Below are 17,548 nucleotides of genomic sequence, written 5' to 3'. Positions count from 1 at the left end.
ATGGAATTCACGACGAACTCGCTCGAGCAGCACTGGATGCCGTTTACGGCCAACCGCGAATTCAAGGCCGATCCCCGGATCGTCGTGAAGGCGGAAGGGGTGTATTTCATCGATCATAAAGGCGGCACCGTGATTGACGGTTCAAGCGGCCTGTTCTGCGTGCCGCTCGGCCATGGCCGTCCGGAAATCGCCGACGCCGTGCGCGAACAGCTTCTGACCAACGATTACACGCCGCCGTTCCAGCTCGGTCACCCGGGCTCGTTCGAACTGGCGAGCAAGGTCGCACGCATCACGCCGGAACCGATCAACCACGTGTTTTTCGTCAACTCGGGGTCCGAGTCCATCGATACCGCGCTGAAGATGGCGATGGCCTATCACCGGGCCAACGGCGAGGGGCATCGCACCCGTTTCGTGTCGCGCGAACGCGCCTATCACGGCGTCAACATGGGCGGCGTCAGCCTTGCCGGCATGGTCAAGAACCGCGAGACCTTTACCAACGTCATGCCGAACGTCGTCACCATGCGTCACACCTGGATGGAAGAAAACGCCTTCGTCCCGGGCCAGCCGACACGCGGTGTGGAACTGGCGGAAGACCTGGCGCGTATCTGCGAAACCTATGGCGGCTCGACCATCGCCGCCGTCTTCGTCGAGCCGATTGCAGGCTCGACCGGCTGCCTGGTGCCGCCGGTGGGCTATCTTGAGCGTCTCCGTGAAATTTGCGACCAGCACGGCATCCTTCTGGTGTTCGATGAAGTCATCACCGGCTTCGGCCGCCTCGGCCACAGCTTCGCCGCCGATGCCTTCGGCGTGACCCCGGACATCATGACCATGGCCAAAGCCCTGACCAACGGCGCGCAGCCGATGGGTGCGGTCGCGGTGAAGGACGAGATTTACGACACCATCACCAATGCCTCGCCGGAAAACGCCATCGAGTTCTTCCACGGCTACACCTATTCCGGTCACCCGGCGGCGTGCGCGGCGGGCAACGTGGCGCAGGACATCTATCAGCGCGAGAACCTGTTCGAACGCGCCGGCAAGCTTTCCGGCTACTTCGGCGAAGCGATCCACAGCCTGAAAGACCTGGAATGCCTCAAGGACATCCGCAGCTATGGCCTGCTGGCGGCGGTCGAGGTCAAGCCGCAGGGCGCGCCCGGCGCGCTCGGCACGCAGTTGCAGAAGGATCTGTTCTGGAACGGCCTGCACGTGAAGTTCACCGGCGACGCCGGCATCATCGCGCCGCAGTTCATCGCCGAGGAAAAGCATATCGACGAAATGGTCGACAAGCTGCGCGCCACGCTGTCGAAGATCTGAAACCGTTCAACACCCCCTCACCTAACCTCTCCCCCTGAAAGGGGGAGAGGGATAAGAGGAACTGTGCATTTATGCGAGAGTCCCTCTCCCCTACGGAGTGGGGGAGAGGACAGGTGAGGGGGTTATTCCGCTAAAATCCGCTGCACTCCCGCCACGCCGTCCGAACGGCACCAGGGCTTGTGTCCGCCCAGCCCGCGATTGATGTATTCGCGCTCGGCGTCGGCCATGGCGCCGATACGGATCTTCGTCAGCTCCTGGAACGACAGGTCCGACGACGCTTCAATATCCGCGCGCTTTTCCTTGTAGGCGCTGTGCACGGGGGATTTGACGAGGCCGCAGAAACTCGCGACCTCGTAATCGTACATCAGGCGGTAATAGGGATCGTCCGGACCGGCGTCGGCCGGGACGGCGAACAGAAGCAGCACCGAGAATGCGGCGATCTCAGCCCTTGGCAAAGTACTCGCCGATGATTTCTTCTTTGGTGTCGAGGGACACATCCGCGACTTCCCGGCGCGCGCCGAGCTGTGTCCACTGGATTTTCCAGTACAGGTCTTCTTCGGTCCGAAGCAAGCCGACAAAGGCCTCGTAAAAGCTGATATCGAAAAACGCCGTGACGTTTTCATTTTCGTTCTGCCCGAACGGCAGCTCGGCTTCCAAATTGCCGTAGTTCTTGAAAACCGCGGTACCGACCATCTTGCCGTCGTCCAGATACAGCCGGACGATGATCGACGGGCGCGGCGCCGGGCCGGTGCGCTTGTTCAGCACCTGGACGGCGTAGCGGGATATCTTCTGGACCGTGGACGGCATCTTGTTCTCCCTAGCCGGCAGCAGCGGCAACAGCGACCTGCTCGGCGGCGGCTTCGGTGTCTTTCATGCGTTTCATGGCGGCGCGTCTTTTCGAGGCTTCGACAATCGCTTCCTCGCGGCGCTTCTTGACCTCATAGATGACCGCGCCGATCAGTGTAAAGCCCATGATGACGACGGCGAGCGCCGAAATCGACGGATTGACCCCGAACCGCGCCAGACCGGCCAGTTCGGTCGTCAGGGTGCCGCGCGCGACCATCGTGAAGACGGTGGTGTTGTAGTTCTCGAACGAGGTCAGGAACGCCAGCACGATGGATGACAGGATCGCCGGGCGCAGGAACGGGATCAGGACTTTCCAGAACACCTGCACGTGCGTTGCGCCGAGATCCAGCGCCGCTTCTTCCTGCGTTTTGTCGAACCGCTGCAACCGGGCGATGAAGACCAGCATGCAATACGCTGAAATGAACGTCGACTGACCGACGATGGTCAGGAAGAACGGGTTGTTGGTGGTCTCGTAATCCAGGCCGACCAGCGAGCCGAACCTTTCCCAGAAGATCACCGTCGAAATACCGATAATGACGCCCGGCACCAGCACCGGCGAGACGACGATGGTGTAATAGATCGGACGCACGCGCTCGGAGACCTGCATCAGCATGATCGCACCGGCGAGCGCCGTGGGGACGGATAGTGCAACCACACCGGCGCCGACCCATAGGCTGTTGAAGAAGCCGTTGACCAGCCGGTCGTTGGCCGCCAGTTCGCCGAACCATTTGACGGTCGTGCCTTCCCACGGCGTGATCGTCGGATAGCTCGACGCGTTGAACGCCGACGCCGACATGATCAGCAGGGGGCCGAAAAGATAAAGGAAGAACAGAAGGATGTACCCTCTGACAACCCAGGTGCGGAGTTGATTGGTACTCATCGTTTCGCGATATCCCCAAGTCCGACCTTGAACACCCGCATCATGATCCGAACGAAGATGATGCACGAAATCAGCAGCACGAAGGCATACGCCGACCCTTGCGGCCAGTTGCCGCCGGTATTGTACCACTGGTAAATGATCTGCGTGAACCACAGCGAGCTTGGCCCGCCGAGAATGTTCGGTGCCGCCAGGGCGCCGGCGGTCAGCATGAAGACCATGGTGCAGCCAGACGCGATGCCCGGCTTGGCATGCGGCATGACGACGCGGCGGTGAATGGCAATCCACGATGCGCCCATATCCCGGGCCGCCTCGACCTGGTTCGGATCGAGGCTTTCGATGGCGCTATACAGCGGCAAGATCATCAACAGGATATAAGCGTATGTCAGGCCCGTATACAGCGCGACGTTGGCACTGAGGAAGTCATACGGCTGATCGAGAATGCCGAGGCCGACCAGAAGATTATTGATCAGGCCGAGATCGGCGAAGATCAGCTTGAAGGCAAAGGCACGCAGGATTTCGTTGACCCAGAACGGCAGCAACAGGCACAGGAAAAGCAGGCGCTGGCTGCGGCCGCGAACCATCTGCGCCATGAAGAACGCCAGCGGATAACAGAGTGCGAAGTTGATCAAGGTCACGATGACGCTGGCGAAAATGGTCTTGGTGAAGACTTCCAGATGCAGCCAGTTGAACATGTCGGAATCGCTCTCGCGGCCGAAGACCAGGTACTTGTAGTTCTTCAGTGTGTAGGTGTCCGCCGGGCCGCCGATTTCGGACGGGTTCAGGTTGTGACGGAACGAGAAGTCGAACATGTAAAGCTGTGGCAGGATGATCATGAAGACGATCCAGCCGATGGTGAAAATCAGCAGATAGGCGGAAATCGCCATGCCGTTCTTTTGCACGAACGCCAGCGCGTTGACGTTCGCCGTCCATTTGCCGGCTTCGCGCTGTACGAACGGCGCAATCAGCAGGGCGGCGACGATGGCGATGAAAATCTCGACAAAGCCGAGGCCGCTGTCGACGGGCTGTTGCTTCGCCGGGTCGGCGATCACCAGTTTCAGTTCATGCTGACCGGGCGGCAGTTGCGGCAGGTTGTCCGGATTGGTGATGGTGATGTTGAGGTTGCTGCCCGAACCGCTGGGCATCGGCGTCGTGGGGGCAGACGGCGCCGGTGCGCTCGACCCCGGCAGCGACGGTGAAATACCCGACGAGCCTGCGCCCGGCAGCGATGGCGAGATCCCCAGCCCGCCGCCGGAACTCGGCGCCGGTGCGGGTGCCGGTGCTGCGGGTTGTGACGGCTCTGGTAAGCTGGGGGTGATCTGCAGCTGTGCCAGTGTGATGTCCGGGGTCACCGGTGCTGTGGCGGTGCCGTCACTCATCGGCAAGTTCCCCGAACGGAAGGGCCACGGCGCGATCGGCGTCGAACGCGACCTTGACGGTCGAACCGGCGCTGTGGCGCGTCACGTTGGCGTCGTTGACGATGGCCATCTTGAACGGCTTGTCGGGATTGTCGGATTTCAGGAACACGTGCAGGAAGCTGCCCTCGAATTCCTCTTTAAGCGCCTCGGTCTCGAACACCGTGTCGCCGGAAGCATCGTTGCCGGCCGGGCGGAGGACTTCGGGACGGATAAACAGATACGCATCGTCGCCTTCCTTGAGACCGCGGTTGTTGACGCCCCTGAGCGGCCCGAACGACGTGTCGATCACGGCATGCCCGCCTTCGGCACGGCTGACGGTGCCACGGAAGGCATTGTTCTCGCCGACGAACGAGGCGACGAAAGACGTCGCCGGGTTGTTGTAAATATCCGAGCCGTTGCCGACCTGCTGCACGATCCCGGCGCTCATCACGGCGATGCGGTCCGACATGGTCAGCGCCTCGCCCTGATCGTGGGTGATATAGATGAAGGTGATGCCGACACGCTGCTGGATGGCGCGCAGCTCGGTGCGCATGTGCTGGCGCAGTTTCAGATCGAGCGCCGAAAGCGGCTCGTCGAGCAGCAGTACTTCCGGCTCCACGGCCAGGGCGCGGGCAATGGCGACGCGCTGGCGCTGGCCGCCGGAAAGTTCGGAAACCATCTTGTCGCCCTGACCCGGCAGGGCAATGAGATTGAGCAGTTCTTCGGCGCGGCGGCGGCGTTCATTATAAGGGATGCCGCGAACCTCAAGCCCGAAGGCGATGTTGTCGGCAACGCTCATCAGCGGGAACAGCGCCAGATTCTGGAAGATCAGAGCGGTCGGCCGGTTGTTCGGGCCGATCCCGCGCATTTCCTTGCCGCCGATGCGTACACTGCCTTCGGTCGGGTCGTTGAAGCCCGAAACGGCGCGGAGAATGGTTGTCTTGCCGCAGCCCGACGGGCCGAGGAAGCTGAAGAATTCACCTGATTCAATCGTCAGGTTGCAGTTATCGACGGCGACGAAATCACCGAAGCGGATAGTAACCTGATCAAGTTCGACGCTGCTCATCCGTCCCCCTTATGGACCTGTCGTTCGGTCCTCCCACAATGCGATCAATTTTTTTGTCACGGACGGTCTTTGCCGCCTTTGGCGGTTATCGGCGAGTGCCGCCCGGCGCAGGGCCGGGCGGCAACGCAGATCGTCAGGCGGCGACGAACTTGTCGCGGTACTCGGCGCGGATCGACGCGTACCAGGCCGGCTCGTCCGGCCACCACCAGAGCTTGGAAAGCGCATCGCCCGGGTAAGCGAGGTTGAACGCTTCCTTCGACTTGGCATCGAGCTTGTCGGCATAGCCTTTAACCGTCCCGTTGTAGCCGGTCTTGATTGCGGAATCCGCGGCGGCTTCGACGGTGTAGATGGCATTGATAAGCTCGTAGGTTTCGGCTTTGTTTTTGGCGCCAACCGGCATGCACAGACCGTCGAGCCAGGCAAACGCGCCTTCTTTCGGGGCCATGTACTGAACCGGCTTGCCGTCCTTGAACAGCTCGATTGCCGGACCGTCCCAGGTCTGGCCGAGGACGACGCCGTTCTGCATGAAGCCGGTTTTCTGGGTGTCGTGATCGTTCCAGAACTGCTTCACCCAAGGCTTGTGCTCAACGGCGAATTTGGTGATCTCTTCCCAAATTTTCCGCATGCTGTCTTCGTCCTTGTAGGCATCGACGAACGGCGGCAGCTTGCCGGCGCCTTCGAGGTAGCGGCCGATGCCGGCCATCATCGAGTGCGGACGGCCCTGAACCTTGCCCTTCATTTCCGGAATCCACAGATCGCCGAGCGACAGTTTGCCGTATTCCGTCGACCACAGGTCGGTCCGCCACGACATGGCTTCGGTGCCCCAGATGTGCGGCAGGTGATGCTGACCGCCACCCCAGGTCCATGCTTCGGAGGCTTTGACGAAGGCCGGCTCAACGTTTTTCAGGTTCGAGATTTTGCCGAGATCCCAAGGCTGCAGCAGGCCGAGATCGATCCACTGACCCTTACGGTTGAGGGTCGGCGTAATCATGTCGAAGCCGCGGCCTTTCGAGGCTTTCATCTTGTTGAGGAGTTCCTCGTTCGAACCGAGCGGGGTCACGTTGACCTTGATGCCGGTGTCTTTTTCGAACTTCTTGAGGAAGTCTTCGGTGAGGTAGTTGGTCCAAACGATGGCGTTGACGGTGCCCGCTGCGAACGCATCGCGGATCACGAACGGCCCAACGGCGGCAACGCCAACGGCTGCTGCCGTCCCTTTGAGAACGGTGCGGCGGTTGAATGCCTTCGCCGCCTCGACCGTTTTCTGAGCGCTGGTTTTCACTTTAGAGGTCATTAATGTAGCTCCCTGAGTCTGAGTAGGTAATACGGTAACAGGGGACATTGCTGTGATCTGATATTGAATTGGCAGCCCCCTGATGAGCTTTTCCCCGCGTTTGTCCGCAAGGTTTTATATAAATTATGAAACCGTATGTGTTCTGAGGTCAACGGCCCTTCCATGACGGTTTAATGCAACTCACGCGTTAGCTTCATGTGGAATCGGAAATCATCGTTAGTGCCAACCGTCCCAAATTCTTGGCACCAACCATTGAAAACCCCGGATTTCCGCCCCTGCACCGCTTGCCATTTAATCAGGCCGGGCCTTAACTATCGGCAAGGCAATAGGCCGATCACGAATAAACGGGGTGGAAACATGAGCGCACAAATTCACCATTTCATCGATGGCGGGATCATCGAGGGGAAAAGCGGCCGTACCGGCAACGTCAACAATCCGGCGACCGGTGAAGTCACCAAGCAGGTGTCGCTGGCCAGCGCCGACGAGGTCAGGACCGCCATTGCCAGCGCTGCCGCCGCGCTGCCGGCCTGGGCCGCAACGCCGCCGGCCAAACGCGCACAGGTCATGTTCAAGTACCGCGATCTTCTGATGCAGAACCACGATGCGATCGCCGAGGCTATTTCCGAAGAGCACGGCAAGACGTTCGATGACGCCAAGGGCGAAGTCGCCCGCGGTCTCGAGGTCGTCGAGTTCGTCTGCGGTATTCCGCATCTGCTCAAGGGCGAGTATTCCGACAGCGTTGCCGGTGGTGTCGACAGTGTCGGCATGCGCCAGCCGGTCGGTGTCTGTGCCGGGATCACGCCGTTCAACTTTCCGGCCATGGTGCCGATGTGGATGTTCCCGGTCGCGCTGGCGTGCGGCAACACGTTCATATTGAAGCCAAGCGAGCGCGATCCGTCGGCGCCGATGCTGCTGGCGCAGCTCCTGATCGAAGCGGGACTGCCGAAAGGTGTGCTGAACGTCGTCAACGGCGACAAGGAAGCGGTCGACACGCTGCTTACCGATCCGACCATCGGCGCCATCAGCTTCGTCGGTTCGACGGCGATCGGCCGTTACATATATGAGACCGGCTGCGCCAACGGCAAACGGGTGCAGGCACTGTGCGGCGCCAAGAACCACATGGTCATCATGCCCGACGCCGACATCGACCAGGCCGTTGACGCCGCCGTCGGCGCCGCGTTCGGGTCTGCCGGGGAACGCTGCATGGCGGTGTCCGTCGCCGTCGCGGTGGGCGAAGATGCGGCCAACAGCTTCGTCGAGAAAATGGCGCCGCGCGTGCGCGGCCTGAAGATCGGACCGTACACCGACCGTGCCGCGGAAATGGGGCCGGTCATCACCAAAGAGTCCAAGGAAAAGATCGAGCGTTATATTTCCGAAGGCGAAGCCGACGGCGCCAAGGTCGTCGTCGACGGCCGCGGCATCAGCTTGCAGGGCTACGAGAACGGCTTTTTCGTCGGCGGCACCCTGATCGACAACGTCACCAAGGATATGTCGATCTATACCGACGAGATCTTCGGCCCGGTGCTGTCGGTGGTCCGCGCCAAGACCTATGAAGAAGCCAAGGGGCTCGTCATCGATCACGAATACGGCAACGGTGCCGCCGTGTTTACCCGCGACGGCGACACGGCGCGCGATTTCGTGCGCGACGTCAACATCGGCATGGTCGGCGTCAACGTGCCGATCCCGGTGCCGGTCGCGTATCACTCGTTCGGCGGCTGGAAAGCGTCGCTGTTCGGCGACCATTCCATCCACGGTATGGAAGGGGTGCGGTTCTATACCAAGCTCAAGACCGTGACCGCACGCTGGCCCAGCGGCGTCAAGGAAGGCGCCGTGTTCAACTTCTCGTCAGGGCACGACGTCTGATCCGCACGCTTGACGGTTAGGGAAGGGCGGCGTAGCTGCCTTGTTCGGCCTGCCCGGTTTGATTGGCCTGGGGGAACGCGCCGCTTTTCAGAAATCGCGCGGCGTCGGCAAGGCTGGACGCATAGCCCGTGAACGGCGGGCTCAGCGACAACAGCAGTTTGACATGCCCGATCCCGTCATAGAAATGCGCCTCGGCATCGACCCCGGCATCGTTCATGGCGCGGGCCAGCTTTTCCGAGTGCAGCGGGATCACGATGCTGTCGTCGGCGCCGTGCAGTAAAAGCGCCGGTGGTGATTTTTCATCGACGAAGGTAATCGGGCGCGCCGCATCCTCGTCGTCGAGGTGCTCGAAGACGGCGCTGACGGCGGCTGTTTTCGACGGATAGAACGCATACGGCCCGGCCAGTCCGACCCAGCGCCCGAGAATATCATGATGAACGCCCTCGGCTTCCAGAAAGCGCCGGTCCAGGGCCGTCATGGCGGCGATGTGCGCACCGGCGGAATGGCCGACCAGATGAATGCGATCGGTCATGCCTGCATGTTCGCCGGCATGTTCGGACAGCCAACGCACGGCCTTGGCAGTATCCGTGACGAAAGCCGGAAAGGCGATTTCCGGATACACCCTGTAATCGGCGACGGCGACCAGAAAACCGGCCCGCGCCAGGGTGCGCCCGGCGAAGGCGTAGTCGGCGCGGTCGCCTTCCTTCCAGCTTCCGCCGTAGAGGAAAAGAATGACCGGCAGGGGGCCGGACATGCCCTCGGGCCGATAAAGATCGAGCTGCTGGCGCGGGTGCGGCCCATAGGCAAGGGCAGGGGTCACCAGAACGCCGTCACTGGGGGTGACGGCATTGATGAGATCGAGGCCGGAGCATCCCGTGGAAAGGACTGCCGCCGCGACGGCGCAGACGACCCGGCCGGCTTTGCGGCATTTGTGCACAAGGCGTTTCATACAAGGGATACGTCGCGCAACCGCATTTGGATGCATCGGCGCGGCAAAAAAGCAGGGGAATCTCGAAAATGAAAAAAATTTCATTTGACTGAAATTAATTATGGCGATTTCATAAGCCATGAACTCGATACCGAAAATCGAAGATGCCGACGCCAACGCCAAAAAGATCGGTGCGGAAATCCGTGACCTGAGAAAAGCACGGGGCCTGACGCTGGAAGACCTGGCGTCCCGCATCGGCCGCTCGGTCGGGTATGTCAGCCAGGTCGAGCGCGGCCTGTCGCCGTTGACGATCCCCAATCTGAAAGCCATCGCCGAGCAGCTCGGCATCGGCATCAACTGGTTTTTCCGGGGCGAGGGCGGTGCGCAATCCTCGGACGAGGAGGGGTTGATCGTGCGCCGCGAGGACCGCGGCCGGCTCGATTTTCCCGGCACCGGCGTCACCGAGGAGCTTTTGTCGCCGAGCCTCAACGGTATGTTCGAAATGATTCTGGGCCGCTTCCAGCCGGGTGCGGAAACCGGCGATGCCAAGTACGCGCAGACCGGCGAGGAAGGCGGCTATGTCATTTCCGGCGAGCTGGAACTGATCGTCGACGGCAAGGCGCACCGGCTGCGCGCGGGGGACTCCTTCACCTTCCCGTTGTCGGCGCCGCACAAGTCGCGCAACCCGACGGACAAGGAAACCACGGTGCTGTGGATCGTCGCACCACCGACGTATTGATTGTGAACAACGCTTTATTTCAGGGACGGAATACTCATGGCCAAGGAACTACCGAAACAAGCCCGTGTCGTCATCGTTGGCGGCGGAGTCATCGGCTGCTCGATCGCCTATCACCTGACCAAGATCGGGGTCAGCGACGTGGTGCTTCTGGAACGCAAGCAACTGACGTCGGGGACGACGTGGCACGCGGCGGGGCTGATCGGCCAGCTGCGCGATAACCATCACATGACGGAACTCGCCAAGTATACCGCCGAGCTTTATCTGGAACTGGAAGCCGAGACCGGGCAGGCGGTCGGCTACAAGGTCAACGGTTCGCTGTCGACGGCGACCAACGAAGGCCGCATGGAAGACCTTCTGCGCCGCGCCGACATGGCCAAGGTGTTCGGCCTCAAGGTCGATGTGCTGGGACCCGAGGGCTGCAAGGACCATCACCCGCTGATCGAAATCGATGACGTCATCGGCGGCATCTTCATTCCGACCGACGGTCAGGCCGACCCGGTCGGCATCACCCAGGCGCTGGCCAAGGGCGCGCGCATGGGCGGCGCCCAGATTTTCGAAAACACGCTGGTCAGCCGTGTCCTGACGGATGGCGACAAGGTGACCGGCGTCGAGACGGACGCGGGCACGGTGATGGCGGATCACGTCGTGCTGGCGTGCGGCATGTGGACGCGCGAACTGGCCAGCCGGCTCGGCGTCACGGTGCCGCTGCACGCGTGCGAGCATTTTTATGTCATTACCGAGCCGTTCGAAGGTGTCACCCCGGATCTGCCGGTGTATCGCGATTACGATCATCAGGCATACTACAAGGAGGATGCAGGCAAGATTCTCATCGGTGCATTTGAGACGGTGGCCAAGCCCTGGGGCATGGGCGGTATCAACGAAGATTTCTGCTTCGACCAGCTTCCCGACGACTTCGATCACTTTGCACCCATTCTCGAAGACGCCATCCGTCGCATGCCGGCATTGGAAAATGCCGGTATCCAGACGTTCTTCTGCGGCCCGGAGAGCTTCACCCCCGATGACCGTTATCATCTCGGCGCGGCGCCGGAGCTGGACGGCCTGTTCATAGCAGCCGGCATGAACTCCATCGGCGTGCAGTCCGCCGGCGGCGTCGGGCGGTTGATGGCGGGCTGGATCGTCGACGGTCATCCGCCGGGCGATTTCAACGGCGTCGATATCCGCCGCAACCTGCCGTTCCAGCGCAACCGCAAATACCTGCACGACCGGGTCACGGAGACGCTGGGGCTTCTGTATGCGACGCACTGGCCGTTCTATCAGTACAAGACCAGCCGCGGTGTGCGCCGCTCGAGCCTGCACCGCCACCTTGAGACGCTGGGTGCTTGCTTCGGCGAGACGGCCGGCTGGGAGCGCGCCAACTGGTTTGCACCGTTCGGCGTCAAGCCGGAGTACGAGTATTCCTTCAAGCGTCAGAACTGGTTCGAACATTCCGCCGCCGAACACACAAACGTCCGAGAAAACGTCGGTGTGTTCGATCAGTCGTCGTTCGCCAAATTCCGCGTGCAGGGCCGCGATGCCTGCAAGGTGCTGAACCATATCTGCGCCAACGATGTCGACGTCGCCGCCGGGCGTATCGTCTATACCCAGTGGCTCAACGACCGCGGCGGGATCGAGGCCGATCTGACGGTGACGCGCCTGGCTGAAAACGACTTCCTGATCGTCACCAGCGCCGGTGCGCAGGTCCGCGATTTCAAGTGGCTGACATCGCATATACCGGCAGATGCCAATTGCATCGCCACGGATGTCACGTCGGGTTATGCGGTGATCAGCGTCATGGGGCCGAACAGCCGCGCGTTGCTGCAATCGCTCAGCCCCGACGATCTTTCGAACGAGGCCTTTCCGTTTGCCCGTTCCCGCGAAATCGAGCTGGGCATGGGACTGGTCCGTGCGTCGCGGATCACCTATGTCGGCGAGCTGGGCTGGGAGCTTTATGTGCCCACCGAATTCGCCCCGTATGTCTTCGAGACGGTGATGGAAGCGGGCGACGCGCATGGCCTCAAGCCTGCGGGCCTGCATGCCTTGAACTCTCTCAGGATGGAGAAAGCCTATCGCCACTGGGGGCACGATATTTCGGAAGAAGAAACGCCGCTGGAGGCCGGGCTGATGTTCGCCGTCAAACCGGACAAAGGCGATTTCATCGGCCGCGATGCCGTCTTGCGCCAGAAAGAAGCGGGCGTGACGCAGCGCCTTGTGCAGTTCGCCCTCGAAGACCCGGAACCGCTGCTGTATCACAACGAGCCGGTGTATCGGGACGGCGAGATCGTCGGTTATCTGACGTCGGGCATGTACGGCCATACGCTGGGTGCCGCCATCGGGCTGGGCTACGTCAAGAACGCGGAAGGTGTGGATGCGGCCTTCGTGGCCTCGGGTGAATATCAGATCGAAGTCGCCGGCGTAAAATTCGCCGCCAAGGCGTCACTCAAGCCGTTGTTCGACCCGAAGAACGAAAAAATCAGGCTATAGTGAAAAAAGCGAAGACAATTACACTTCCTTAGTATTTCAAAGCCTACCCTTGATTAGGCGTCTATGTCATAGTGACGCTCAATAATTGATGGGGGAGCGATTTGAGTAGCGAGGTGGCGCCGCAGCGAGTGCAAAACGCTGGCGATTTGCTGGGCTTGTTGCGCAATTGGGGAAATCAGTCGCAGGAACACAACACCCTGCTTTTGATTTCTATTGGCATGCTCGCAACGGACGATGCGGACCCTTCATTCTGGAAAGATTTCGACGACATGATCGCCGCCTTCCGGCGCCGCCATCATGCCGCGCAATTTACGCTGTCGCAGATGGATCGCGCCTGTCTCGTCAAAATTAACGAATATAATCAGGTCACGCTGTTTACCGACGCCAAGGTCGAGTTGCTGCGTCTGATCCAGCAGTACTTCCCCGACCAGTTCGGCATGATCGACCAGTCGCGTCTGCTCAGGCCCATCGACCTGCGATTCAAAATGGCCAATGCGATCCGCTTCCTTGAACGCTACGAGGAAAAGGAAGAGGGAACGTCCAAGCCGGCGGCGCCCCGGCGCAAGTTGCGCAGGCTGGGCGAACAGGACATCGACCGCGTCGTCGAGGTCAATCAGCAGATCGGTACGGAATCCTTTGCGAAAGTATTTATCCGTCACCAGAAGATGGTGGAAATTCTGCCGGGCGGCCCGCCGCGCGATGTGATGCGGGAATACTTTGTCGGCATGGATGCGCTGAAGTCGCATGTCTTTCTTGATGTCGAGTTGCGCGGCAGCGGCAACATTTTCAACCAGTTGACGATCACGCTGGATCGGCTTTTGCTGGATGCGTTCGCCGATGCCAATCCGGAACGGGTGGCGTGTTCGATCAATCTGAACGTGGAATCCGTTTTTACCCGGGCCTTCCAGACGTTTCTTGAAGAGGCGGAAAAGCAATCCTTCGATAATCTTGTCTTTGAATTCCGCCAGGCCAACGTCTTGCAGCAATATGACGAGTACGAAGTCGCGGCGAACCTGATCTCGTCAAGAAAGGGCCGGATCGCCATCGACGCCGTATTTCCGGAAACCGTCGGCATCGTCAACATGCAACGCCTCAGCGCCGATTACGCCAAGATATTCTGGCGTCAGGGTGCAGAGACCGTATTGCAGCGCTTCAACAAGGAAATCGAGCAACTGCAGAACGAAGGGACGCAGGTGATCCTGGCACGTGTCGATGACGATCTCGGCATTCAGGTCGGCCACGACCTCGGCGTTACCCTGTTTCAGGGATTTCATATCGACGATATGGCAAAAGGCCAGACCTGAGCGGGGTTCATACAGCGCGCCCGGATAAACTAGTCCGATACAGCCTTGTTCCGCATCCGTTCGGCCGGGATCGTGACGGTTACGGTCGTGCCTTTGCCCTCGGTGCTTTCAATGGCAAGCGAACCGCCGTGCAGTTCGACCATGGATTTGACGAGGCTTAAGCCCAGGCCCGTGCCTTCCTGCTGCAAACCCGCCGGGCGGTGTAACTGGCTGAACGGCTCAACGATGCTGTTCAGGTCATTTTCGGGAATGCCGAGACCGGTATCGCTCACCTTTATGATGCCGTTGCCGGCGTCATCGAGGTGCGCGTTAACACGGACTTCGCCGCCGGGCGGTGTGAATTTCGAAGCATTGGAAAGCAGGTTCAGAAGGATCTGTTTGATGGCGCGTTCATCGGCGAAAGCGATCAGGGGGTCGATTTCGATGCTGGTTGTCAATGTCAGCAAGTTTGCCCGTGGCCAGGCGCGGGCAATGCGGAGCGCTTCGGCGATCGCCTTGTTCAGGTCGATTTCGCTTTCCATCAGCTCGAATTTTCCGGCATCGATTTTCGACAGATCGAGGATATCGTTGACAAGTTTCAGCAGATGCGCGGCGGAAAAGTTAATGTCCTTCGAGTATTCCAGGTACTTCGGGTGTTCGAGCTTCCCGAGATCGCCGCGGATCATCATTTCCGATAGCCCCTGAATGGCGTTGAGCGGCGTGCGCAGTTCATGGCTCATGTGCGCCAGAAAGGCTGACTTGGCGTTTTCCGCATCGACGGCGCGCGCGCGTTCGATATCCAGATCATGGTTTCGCTTTTGCAGTTCCTGCGTCAAAAGCCGCAGCGCCCAGAGCGGCACCAGCAGTACCAGCAGTGTGAGGCCGGCAATGATGACGCCGAAGACGGCAAAGTCCTCCTTGATCAACGCCGTTGTTTTGGTCTGGTCGACGTAGACTTCCGAGATGGCGATGATCTTGCCGTCTTGGAAAATCGGTACGTAAGCCTCGACATAGATGTCCGGGCGGTTCTTGACGCCGCTGCCGTCATGAATTTGCGCAAAAGGTTTGCCGCTGGCGAGTACGCCGGCGGCGATGGGGTTGTGTTGGCCGAGGTCCTGGGATGGCGATTCTTGGAATGACAGATCGTCGGAAATGAGCCGGAGAACGCCTGAGGGGTCGAAAATCTTATAGCGGAAAATATTGCCGAACCGGCGGACACGCAAAAGAAACGCATGTTCGCTCTGTGTCGGTTTGTCGCCTTTGGCAATTTCATCGATGCGGTCGACGGACGAGCCGATGTATCCGGCCCAGGCAATCGATTCCCGCTCTGCCTGTTGGCGGATCAGGTGCTCGCTGATGTTGTTGAGAATGATGACGCTGACGAGCCCGAGCACCGTCAGCGATGCAACAGACGCAACGGTCAACGGGCCAATCTTCATCCAGATGCTACGATCATCGCTTTCAAGCGGCATGTTTGCTTTCGAGTGTTTGCATCAAAATCAAAGGGTGCGAAACATGCCTGTTCAGGCACTGGACTGCATTAAAATTTAGGTCGGGCGCAGAGCTTATTCGTTGCGTCGTTTTATGGCTGGAAGTGCCAGCCAGTCGGGTCTTCAGCCGACTTCACGACTATGAAGTGATATTACGTGAACATTCTTCTGGCCGCAGTTGCGGATTACCCGTAGAGAAATTCCCGGTAACCGAATTGAGATACGGACAGGAATGCTCAGGCGGCGCTGTCGTCAATCAGCGATTGACCGGGCTTGACGCGCGAAAATTCAACCGGTTCCGTCCCCAGGGTGATCTCGCCGTCCTTCATGCGGACAACCGTGAACGTTGAATTTTCAAGGTCGCGAACGTCGGGGAAGTCGGCGCGGTAATGTGCGCCGCGGCTGTCTTCGCGCGCCGTCGCGGCGGCAACCACGGATTTGGAAACAAGGATCAGGTTCTTCAGGTTGAGCCAGTCGTGCCAGGTCAGGTTATAGGCAAGGTTGTCGCCGGCGACGCCGACGGTATCGAGTTCCGCGTCCAGTTCATCCAGTGTCACCTTCGCGCGCCCCAGGCTTGCGGCATCGCGGACGATCCCGGCGTCTTCCCACATGTGGTGCCAGAGCCTGGTGCGGACCTGATCGATCCGGGCCGCCGGCCTGGCCAGCGGTTGGCAGCAAAGTTCCACCGCCGCATCGATCGCGCCCTGATCCGGATCGGCAAGGGCCGCGCCGGGCTTGATGTCGCGGGCGATGGTGTCGCCGGCAATGCCGCCGAACACGGTCGAGTTGGCGACGCCGTTGCCGCCCAGACGGTTGGCGCCGTGCACGCCGCCGGTATCCTCGCCGGCTGCGTACAGGCCCGGCAGTTCCGTCGTGCAGTCCGGTTCGAAAACCACACCGCCCATCATGTAGTGTGCGGTCGGCACCACCTCGACATTGCCACCGACGAGATCGAAGCCGCAGTCGGCGCAACGCTCGACCATGCCCTTGAAGTTCTTCTTCACCATTGCCGGGTCCAGATGCTTCATGGTGATGTACAGCCCGCCGTGCTTGGCCGTGGTGCCGGTGCGCATTTCGGCGAACATGCCGCGGCTGACGATATCGCGGGTCGCGCGCTCGCCGCGTTCGTCGTACTTGTGCATGAAACGCTCAAGGTTGCCGTCCAGCAGATAGCCCCCGGCGCCGCGCAGGCCTTCTTCGATAATCGTGCCGGTGATGCGCGTATCCTCGCCGGCGATCAGGCCGGTCGGGTGGAACTGCACCATCTCCATATCGCGCAGCGTCAGGCCGAGGCGCATCGCCATGGCCATGCCGTCGCACGTCTTGTCGCCGCTGGGGGTATGGTATTTGTACATCGTCGGTCCGCCGCCGGTCGCCAGCAGCACGGCAGAGGCCTGCACCATACGGAAGTTGCCGGTGCGCATGTCGATCATCAGCACGCCGGCCAGCTTCGATCCGTCTTTGGCGGGGATCAGCGCCACGGCGCGGTGGTCTTCCATGCGCTTGATGTCGCGCGCCCAGACCTGTTCGGAAAGGCGGTTGATGATCTCGATCCCGGTCAGGTCGCCCTTGTGCACGGTGCGGTCGAAGGTCTGACCGGCAAAGGCCTTCTGGTGCACGGTGCCGTCCGGGTTGCGGTCGAAAAAGCAGCCCAGCTCGTTTTCCAGCTCGCGGATACGGACCTGCGCCTGTTCGACAAGCGTCCACGCCAGGTCCTGGCGGTTGATCCACTTGCCGCCTTCGACGGTGTCCATGAAATGACGCTCGGTGCTGTCGCCGGGCGCGATGGCGACGTTGTAGCCGCCCTGCACCATGCGGGTGCAGCCGCACTTGCCGAGGAGCCCCTTGACCGCGACCGTGACCTCGAGGTCCGGGTTCGCGGCCTTGGCGTGCAATGCGCCGAACAGGCCGGCGCCGCCCGAGCCGAGGATCAGGACATCGGTCTTGAGGTTTTCGATCTGGATGTTCGTGGACAT

At 60.6% G+C, this 17,548-nt stretch carries 14 protein-coding genes and 1 pseudogene; 5 read left to right on the top strand and 10 right to left on the bottom strand.

Translation table 11 applies throughout. The features are described from left to right. Positions 1-1,311: an aspartate aminotransferase family protein gene (locus L2D14_16795; protein ID WNJ99514.1), complete on the top strand. Its 1,311-nt coding sequence runs from the start codon at positions 1-3 to the stop codon at positions 1,309-1,311. A 122-nt stretch (positions 1,312-1,433) separates the two neighbouring features. Here L2D14_16795 and L2D14_16790 read toward each other — a convergent pair whose 3' ends face one another. The 7 genes and pseudogenes from L2D14_16790 to L2D14_16760 all read right to left on the bottom strand — a co-directional run bounded on the left by L2D14_16790 (position 1,434) and on the right by L2D14_16760 (position 6,788). Beyond that, positions 1,434-1,766, bottom strand: coding sequence for a hypothetical protein (locus L2D14_16790; GenBank protein ID WNJ99513.1), 333 nt, complete (start codon positions 1,764-1,766; stop codon positions 1,434-1,436). Beyond that, positions 1,753-2,118, bottom strand: coding sequence for a hypothetical protein (locus tag L2D14_16785; protein WNJ99512.1), 366 nt, complete (start codon positions 2,116-2,118; stop codon positions 1,753-1,755). Before L2D14_16785 ends, L2D14_16790 begins: the two co-directional genes overlap by 14 nt. Positions 2,119-2,128: 10 nt before the next feature. Beyond that, positions 2,129-3,037, bottom strand: a complete 909-nt coding sequence (locus tag L2D14_16780) for an ABC transporter permease (protein ID WNJ99511.1) — start codon at positions 3,035-3,037, stop codon at positions 2,129-2,131. Further along, positions 3,034-4,413 (bottom strand): ABC transporter permease, encoded by a 1,380-nt coding sequence (locus L2D14_16775; protein WNJ99510.1) that lies wholly within the window; start codon positions 4,411-4,413, stop codon positions 3,034-3,036. The genes L2D14_16780 and L2D14_16775 overlap by 4 nt, the downstream gene beginning before the upstream one ends. Next, positions 4,406-4,879, bottom strand: a complete 474-nt coding sequence (locus L2D14_16770) for a TOBE domain-containing protein (protein ID WNK01698.1) — start codon at positions 4,877-4,879, stop codon at positions 4,406-4,408. The genes L2D14_16775 and L2D14_16770 overlap by 8 nt, the downstream gene beginning before the upstream one ends. Positions 4,880-5,002: 123 nt before the next feature. Then, a pseudogene (locus tag L2D14_16765) lies at positions 5,003-5,497 on the bottom strand (ABC transporter ATP-binding protein). A 133-nt stretch (positions 5,498-5,630) separates the two neighbouring features. Beyond that, on the bottom strand, positions 5,631-6,788 hold the full coding sequence (locus L2D14_16760) for an extracellular solute-binding protein (GenBank protein ID WNJ99509.1): 1,158 nt from the start codon (positions 6,786-6,788) through the stop codon (positions 5,631-5,633). A gap of 357 nt (positions 6,789-7,145) precedes the next feature. Between L2D14_16760 and L2D14_16755 the strand changes: the two genes are divergently transcribed. Next, positions 7,146-8,651, top strand: coding sequence for a CoA-acylating methylmalonate-semialdehyde dehydrogenase (locus L2D14_16755; protein WNJ99508.1), 1,506 nt, complete (start codon positions 7,146-7,148; stop codon positions 8,649-8,651). A 16-nt stretch (positions 8,652-8,667) separates the two neighbouring features. Here the strand turns inward: L2D14_16755 and L2D14_16750 are convergent, their stop codons facing one another. Then, positions 8,668-9,600, bottom strand: a complete 933-nt coding sequence (locus L2D14_16750; GenBank protein ID WNJ99507.1) for an alpha/beta hydrolase — start codon at positions 9,598-9,600, stop codon at positions 8,668-8,670. Positions 9,601-9,718: 118 nt separating this feature from the next. Here L2D14_16750 and L2D14_16745 point away from each other — a divergent pair, with 118 nt between their 5' ends. From L2D14_16745 to L2D14_16735, 3 genes are all read left to right on the top strand, one after another. Beyond that, complete coding sequence (locus tag L2D14_16745) at positions 9,719-10,318, top strand: cupin domain-containing protein (protein WNJ99506.1); 600 nt, start codon at positions 9,719-9,721, stop codon at positions 10,316-10,318. Positions 10,319-10,354: 36 nt separating this feature from the next. After that, on the top strand, positions 10,355-12,799 hold the full coding sequence (locus tag L2D14_16740) for an FAD-dependent oxidoreductase (protein WNJ99505.1): 2,445 nt from the start codon (positions 10,355-10,357) through the stop codon (positions 12,797-12,799). Positions 12,800-12,927: 128 nt separating this feature from the next. Next, on the top strand, positions 12,928-14,103 hold the full coding sequence (locus L2D14_16735; GenBank protein WNJ99504.1) for a hypothetical protein: 1,176 nt from the start codon (positions 12,928-12,930) through the stop codon (positions 14,101-14,103). 29 nt (positions 14,104-14,132) lie between these two features. Here the strand turns inward: L2D14_16735 and L2D14_16730 are convergent, their stop codons facing one another. Beyond that, a complete protein-coding gene (locus L2D14_16730; protein WNJ99503.1) occupies positions 14,133-15,554 on the bottom strand; it encodes a HAMP domain-containing sensor histidine kinase in 1,422 nt (473 codons plus the stop codon). A gap of 254 nt (positions 15,555-15,808) precedes the next feature. Further along, a complete protein-coding gene (locus L2D14_16725; GenBank protein ID WNJ99502.1) occupies positions 15,809-17,548 on the bottom strand; it encodes an FAD-binding protein in 1,740 nt (579 codons plus the stop codon).

It is taken from the genome of Thalassospiraceae bacterium LMO-JJ14 (genome assembly GCA_021555105.2).
Classification (GTDB): domain Bacteria; phylum Pseudomonadota; class Alphaproteobacteria; order Rhodospirillales; family Casp-alpha2; genus UBA4479.
This window is presented reverse-complemented; position numbering and strand designations above follow the sequence as displayed.